This window comes from Frankia nepalensis, assembly GCF_016786325.1.
Lineage (GTDB): Bacteria > Actinomycetota > Actinomycetes > Frankiales > Frankiaceae > Pseudofrankia > Pseudofrankia nepalensis.
Genome location: NZ_JADWYU010000148.1, coordinates 38,117 through 44,116, shown reverse-complemented (window position 1 = coordinate 44,116; position 6,000 = coordinate 38,117). Strand labels below are relative to the sequence as shown.

Annotated in this window: 5 protein-coding genes; 1 reads left to right on the top strand and 4 read right to left on the bottom strand. The window is 72.2% G+C overall.

What is annotated here, in order from left to right:
* Positions 1 to 286: 286 nt before the first annotated feature.
* Together metX and I6A81_RS23210 are read right to left on the bottom strand one after the other, a co-directional pair.
* Positions 287 to 1,498 carry a homoserine O-acetyltransferase MetX gene (gene metX / locus I6A81_RS23215; RefSeq protein ID WP_203003064.1) on the bottom strand — a complete coding sequence of 404 codons (1,212 nt, stop codon included), beginning with the start codon at positions 1,496 to 1,498 and terminating at the stop codon, positions 287 to 289.
* 47 nt (positions 1,499 to 1,545) lie between these two features.
* Positions 1,546 to 2,094 (bottom strand): OsmC family protein, encoded by a 549-nt coding sequence (locus I6A81_RS23210; RefSeq protein WP_203003062.1) that lies wholly within the window; start codon positions 2,092 to 2,094, stop codon positions 1,546 to 1,548.
* 84 nt (positions 2,095 to 2,178) lie between these two features.
* Here I6A81_RS23210 and I6A81_RS23205 point away from each other — a divergent pair, with 84 nt between their 5' ends.
* The gene (locus I6A81_RS23205) at positions 2,179 to 3,462 is read left to right on the top strand and encodes an NAD(P)-binding domain-containing protein (RefSeq protein WP_203003060.1); all 1,284 of its coding nucleotides are present in this window, start codon (positions 2,179 to 2,181) and stop codon (positions 3,460 to 3,462) included.
* 28 nt (positions 3,463 to 3,490) lie between these two features.
* On the opposite strand, the gene I6A81_RS23200 is transcribed toward I6A81_RS23205, so the two are convergent.
* Complete coding sequence (locus tag I6A81_RS23200) at positions 3,491 to 4,339, bottom strand: DUF1206 domain-containing protein (RefSeq protein ID WP_203003058.1); 849 nt, start codon at positions 4,337 to 4,339, stop codon at positions 3,491 to 3,493.
* A gap of 235 nt (positions 4,340 to 4,574) precedes the next feature.
* Positions 4,575 to 5,891 (bottom strand): mechanosensitive ion channel family protein, encoded by a 1,317-nt coding sequence (locus tag I6A81_RS23195; protein ID WP_203003069.1) that lies wholly within the window; start codon positions 5,889 to 5,891, stop codon positions 4,575 to 4,577.
* Between the last annotated feature and the right edge of the window lie 109 nt (positions 5,892 to 6,000).

The window sequence follows — 6,000 nt, the reverse complement described above, 5'->3', positions numbered from 1 at the left end:
CGGGACCTCCGCGCCGCGACCTCCTCCGCTCACGTGCGCTCCGGCGACCTCCGCTGCGGCCCGCCACTTCGCTGCGCTCGGGGCGGGCCTCCGCGGAGGCGCGCCTCCGCGCCGTGTGGCCGGGTCCCAGCGACTGTGTTCGCTGGTTCACTCCGCCCGGGCGTGGTGGCCAAAGTCTGCCGTAGGCGCGCCTCCGCGCCGTGTGGCCGGGTCCCAGCGACTGTGTTTGCTGGTTCGCTCCGTCCGGGCGTGGTGGCCGAAGTCTGCATGTCTTCTTTTCCTGATGTCACCCGCTGGTCCCGGCATGGGCCAGGAAGCGGCGGATGATCGGCGTCTGCCGCGCTTCCTCCAGCAGGAAGCAGTCGTGACCATACGGCGCGTCGATCACGTGGAGCTCGACCGGCTTGCCGAGGGTACGCAGCGCGTCGGCGATCTCCGCCGACGCGGCCGGTGGGTACAGCCAGTCGGAGCTGAACGCGATCAGCAGCGTCCGCGCCGAGACGCCCGCGAGCGCTCGGGTGAGCGAGCCGCCGCCGTGCTGCCGCGCGAGGTCGAAGTACGTCAGGGCGCGCGACGTGTAGAGGTAGGTGTTGGCGTCGAAGCGCCGGACGAACGAGTCGGCCTGGTGGCGCAGGTAGCTCTCGACCTCGAACTCCGGTTCGGTGATCGTGTACCGGATGTCGTCGGAGAACTGCAGGCGCCGGCCGAACTTCTCGTCCAGAGCCGGCGCCGACAGGTACGTGACGTGCCCGACCATCCGGGCCACGCCCATGCCGGCGTCCGGCGCCAGCCCGGTGCCGTAGTAGTGGCCGCCGCGCCAGGCCGGGTCGCGCATGATCGCGTCGCGGGCGATCGCGTTCCAGGCGACGCCCTGCGGATGCAGCGCGTGCGTGCTCGCGATCGCCACGACGGCGTCGACCTGGTCGGGGAACAGGGTCGCCCACTCGAGCGCCTGCATCCCGCCGAGCGAGCCGCCGGCCACCGCCGCGAGCCGCTCGATGCCGAGCGCGTCCAGGAACGCGCGCTCGGTCCGGACCATGTCGGCGACGGTCACGACGGGGAAGTCCGACCCGTAGGGCCGGCCCGTCGCCGGGTCGGTCGACGACGGCCCCGTCGTCCCGCGGCAGCCGCCGAGCAGGTTCGTGGCGACGACGAAGAACCGGTCGGTGTCGAAGGCCTTGCCTGGGCCGATCATCCCGTCCCACCAGCCGAGGCCCCGGCCGGCCGCGCCGTCGCGGTCGGCCGCCCCGAACCCGTCACGGGTGCCTTCCTGGAGGGGCGTCTTCGAGTAGCCGGCCGCGTGGGCGTCGCCGCTCAGCGCGTGGCACACCAGGATGACGTTGTCGCGCCCGGGCGCGAGCGTGCCGTACGTCTCGTACGCCACCCGGACCGGGTACAGCTCCCGTCCGCAGTCGAGCCGCACCGGCGTCGGCAGGTCGAGGTACCGCGTCTCGACGCTGCCGACCGAGCCGGGCTCGAGCCTCGCCGCGGACGACATGAGCGCAGTCAATGCCTCCGCCGCGCGGCTCTGCTTCGCTTTGTCGCTCAGGCGACCTCGACCGTGACGTTCGTCGGGTTCGTGAGCGCGTCGAACACGGCGGAACGCTTCTGGGACTGGGCGACCAGCGCCGCGATGTCCTTCTCCGAGGCGTCCGCGTCAATCGTGAACGTCACCTTGATGTCATTGAAGCCGTTGCGGACGTCGCCGTCGATGCCGAGGATCCCGCGGATGTCGTGCTTGCCCTCGAGCGACGCCTCGACCGAGCGCAGCTGGATGCCGCGGTTCTGCGCGACGGAGGCCACGCCGGCCGTCAGGCAGCTCGCCAGGCCGACGAGCAGGTACTCGATCGGCGTGATGCCGTTGTCCTCCGCCGCGAAGATCTCAGGGTGGTCCGCGTCGAACACGGTTTCGGTCTTGTGGCTCTGCTCGGCGCCGAGACCGTGGAAGCCCTGGATCCTCGTGGTGCTGTGGACGCCGTTCTGCCACGTGGACGACGCCTTCCAGGTGAACTGCGCGGCCTCGGGCGCGCCCTTCAACACCTCGCGCGCGTCGAGCAGTGCCTGGACGTTGACTCCGTTGTCGACCGTGGTCATGCGTGACGCCCCTCTCGCCCCAATTCCCCAGATTCTCCGTGGGGATTCTCGACAATACACTGGCCGGATGGGCCCGGACCAGGATTGACCGGGATCCGACACAAGGGGGGCCGAGCCATCGAGCGCACCACCGTGGTCGTCATCGGCGCGGGGCACGCGGGCCTCGCCGCGAGCCACTTCCTGCGCGAACGGTCGATCGACCACGTCGTGCTCGAGCGGGGCGAGGTGGCGAACTCCTGGCGGCGCGAACGCTGGGACTCCCTGCGGCTGCTCACTCCCAACTGGCAGAGCCGCCTGCCGGGCCAGCGCTACGAGGGCCAGGACCCCGACGGCTACATGACCATGGGCGAGGTGACCGCGTTCATCGAGCGGTTCGCCAAGGTCTCGGGGGCGCCCGTCCGGACCGGCACGAACGTGCTGTCGGTGCGCCGCGCCGACACCGGGAACCACGCCGAGTACCGCGTCACGACGGATCATGGCGAGATCCGCTGCCGCGCGGTCGTCATCGCGAGCGGCGCCTGCAACCGGCCCACGGTGCCGCCGTTCGCCCAGGCCGTGCCGGCGGCCGTCGAGCAGCTGACGCCCTTCGACTACCGCGGCCCCGCGCAGCTCCCCGACGGCGGTGTCCTCGTCGTCGGAGCGTCGGCGACCGGCGTGCAGCTGGCGGCCGAGCTGGCCCGGTCGGGCCGGCCGGTGACGCTCTCGGTGGGTGAGCACGTGCGCCTGCCGCGCCTCTACCGGGGCCGCGACGTGCTGTGGTGGATGGACGCGTCGGGTGTGTGGGACCAGCGGTACGACGAGGTCGACGACCTCGAGCGGGCCCGGCGGCTGCCCTCGCCGCAGCTCGTCGGGACTCCCGAACGCCACACGCTCGACCTGGGCACGCTCGCCGCGCTGGGCGTCGAGCTGGTCGGCCGCCTCGCGGCCGTGCGCGACGGCGAGGCGCTGTTCTCCGGCGGCCTGCGCAACCTGTTCGCGCTCGCGGACCTCAAGCTGGAACGCCTGCTGGACACGTTCGACGAGTGGGCCCGCGCCCGCGGCGCCGAGGTCGGCCCGCCCGAGCGCTTCGCGCCGACGCCCGAGCCCTCCTCGCCGCGGCTGCGGCTCGACCTGCGAGGCGGCGAGATCCGCGCCATCGTGTGGGCGACGGGGTTCCGGCCCGACTACGGGTGGCTCGACGTGCCCGTCGTCGACGCGAAGGGCCGGTTGCGCCACGAAGGCGGCGTGGTGGACGGCCCGGGGCTGTACGCGCTGGGGCTGCCCGTGCTGCTGCGGCGGCGGTCCACCTTCATCCACGGCATCGAGGACGACGCCCGCGAGGTGACCGGCCACCTCGCGGGCTACCTGGCCGCGAACCGGCGGTCATGAGGCCATGGCCGCCGGCGCGCGGCGGCGGTCACAGCTTCCGGTAGCGGGCCTCGAGGAACGAGTACGCGCCGAAGAGCACCAGCCCGACCGCGCAGATCCCCAGCAGCCATGGGCCGTAGGACGCCTGGGCGATCGTCTTCAGGGTGCCGTCCAGCCCCTTGGCCTCGGACGGGTCGAAGTCCACCGCGGCCTTCGTCACGAAGTATCCGGCGAGGCCGAACACGGTGCCCCTGGCGACATAGCCGACCTGCCCGGTGCGGACGGTCGCAGTCCGGACCTTCGGCCCCATCTCCCCAGTCCGCAGCTTCTCCTCGAACTTGGTCGTCACGCCGCGCCAGATCATGGCCAGGCCGACCCCGATCACCACGACGCCGACCACCCCGACGAGCCAGCGCCCACCGGTGTTGTCCATCACCCGTGCGGTGTAGGGGGCCGGCTCGCCGGAACCACCGCTCCCCGAGGTGAGGAACTTGATCGTGCTGCCCGCGATGACGAGATAGATCACGCCGCGCACGGCGGACGAGGCCCGCTTGGCGGCGCGTTTCTTGCCATCGCTCTCTTCTGTCTCACCGGTGGCCGCGTTGAGCAGGCGCCACAGCGCATAGCCGATGAAGCCGATGACCAGGAGCACCAGGACGGCGGTGCCGAAGGGCTTGTCGGCGATCTGGCGCAGCGCGCCCTCGCGGTTCGTCGACTCCTGGCTGCGGCCCGCGGCGACCTGGATGGCGAGCATGCCGATCAGCAGGTAGACCAGCCCGCGGGAGGCCAGTCCCAGCCGGGCCGTCGCGGTCACCGCCGTGCTGCGCCTGGCCCGCTGGGCATGTCCGCGGCCGCTGGCCACGGCGGCGCCGGGCCCCGAGGTGCTGTTCACCGACACCGTTCCTCCGTTGGATGAGCCGCCGGGTGACCCCGCCGGACGAGTGATCGGGTGAGCTGTCCAGACGCTGCCCGTTCGACGGCGGACAAACCGCGCATCTGTCGCCGGCCGGCCGGCATTGGGACGCGGGGGGCATTGAGACGCAGGCCGACATTGAGACGCAGGGGGCGCCGCGACGCCAGGGCGTACGCGCGCGCCGGCGACCCGGCCGGGCCGGATCGGCCCCCCGCCTGTCTCAGCGCGGAACCGGGTGGTCGCCCGTCTCGCTGAACGCTCGCGACCGCCGGTCCGCCTCCGGGTTGCCGCCGAACAGCCGGGCGTCGTCGTTGTCGGGCACGTCCGGGCGGCGGGGCTGCTCACCGCCGCGGTCGTCGGCCTGGTCGCGGGCCGGGGGAACGGCCACCCGCTGGCCGTTCTCCCGTCCGTTCGCGGTGTCGTCGGCGGCCCGTGGGTCCGTGCGGCCCCGCTTGCGGAGCCAGTCCGGCTCGCGGAGCGGGTCTGGCTGGCGCAGCAGGTCCGGGTGGGGCGACTCGATCCGGGTCCGTGGCAGCGCCGCCGGGGTGTTCTCCCGCAGCCAGCGCACCAGTGCCTCGCGCACCAGGCAGCGCAGGTCGAAGACCGTCGGCCCGTCCTTCCCGCTGACCAGGACGCGGATCCGCACGTAGCCGGCGACCGCGTCGGTCACCTGCAGGACCGCGACCCGGCCGTCCCACAGGTCCGTCTCGGCCAGGATCGCGTGCAGCTGGGTACGCAGTTCGTCCGTCGGCACGGTCCAGTCGAGGTCGAGCTCGACGGCGCCGAGGACGGCGGATTCCCGCCTCGTCCAGTTCTGGAACGGTGTCGTCGTGAAGTAGGTCGACGGCAGGATCATCCGCCGGTCATCCCAGATGTGAACGACGACGTAGGTCAGCGTGATCTCCTCGATGCGTCCCCACTCGTCCTCGACGACGACGACGTCGTCGACCCGGATGGCGTCGGTGAAGGCCAGCTGCATGCCGGCGAAGACGTTGGCCAGCGAGGTCTGCGCGGCAAGGCCCGCGACGATGCCCACCACGCCGGCGGACGCGAAGATGCTCGCTCCAGCGACCCGGACACTCGGAAAGGTCATCAGCATCGCCGCGACCGCGATGATCGTGATGACGGCGGTGGTGATCCTGCGCACCAGGGTGACCTGGGTCCGGATCCGGCGAGCGTGCCGGTTGTCGGCCACGTCGGTCCGGTAACGGGCGAGCGCGAGATCCTCGAGGACGAACGCGGCGACCGCGGTGAGCCAGGCGAACCCCGCGATCAGCGCGAGTCCCAGGATCCGGACGAGCGGCGGGATCCAGTCCTGGCGCGGCGCCGCGTTCGCCGCGACGAGCAGACCCAGCAAGATGCCGGTCATCCGCAGTGGCCGCCGGCCGCGCCGGGACATGTCCGCCGCGATCTCCCAGCGCCGCCCGGCACGGCGCACGAACCAGTCGAGGACGAACGCCAGCAAGAAGCCGGCGGCCGCGGAAGCGGCGAGGATGACGAGTACCGCGGGCGTCGAATCGGCCGCGGGCAGGGACATCGCGGATGGGCTGCTCACGAGGGCTGCTCCCGGGACTGTTGCTGCCTGAAAGGCGCGTCCTGTCGACTTGCACGACTACTCACCTCTGCCCCGGTCTGCTCCGGGTCAA